We start from the raw sequence: 340 nt of genomic DNA, 5'->3' as shown, positions 1-340 counted from the left end.
GGGAGCAGCCGTCGGCGATCCGGGTGGAGGTCGGCGAACTCGTGCTCGACGGCTTCCGTGTCGACCCCGAACGGGTCTCGGCCGCCTTCGAGCGCGAGCTGACCCGACTGGTGGAGAGGCACGGCGTACCGCTGGCCGCGGACGGCCCGCTGACCCTGGACGCGCTGTCCGGACTCCCACCCCTGCCCGCCGGCCTCTCGGCCCGCCGGCTCGGCCAGGAACTGGCACGCGCGGTGCACGAAGGCCTGAGCGGCCACGGGGAAGTGACGCGATGACCTCCCAAACGCAGCAGGACAGTTCGGAGCAGTCGGCTGAACAACGCCGCCGCAAGCGCAAGGAG

General features: G+C 72.4%; 1 protein-coding gene. It reads left to right on the top strand.

Annotated features, from left to right (window positions below; all coding sequences use genetic code 11):
- On the top strand, positions 1 to 275 hold a 275-nt coding region (locus DSY14_RS28385; protein WP_211719636.1), incomplete at its 5' end, for a hypothetical protein.
- Between the last annotated feature and the right edge of the window lie 65 nt (positions 276 to 340).

This window comes from Nocardiopsis sp. MG754419 (genome assembly GCF_018207095.1).
GTDB lineage: Bacteria > Actinomycetota > Actinomycetes > Streptosporangiales > Streptosporangiaceae > Nocardiopsis.
This window is presented reverse-complemented; position numbering and strand designations above follow the sequence as displayed.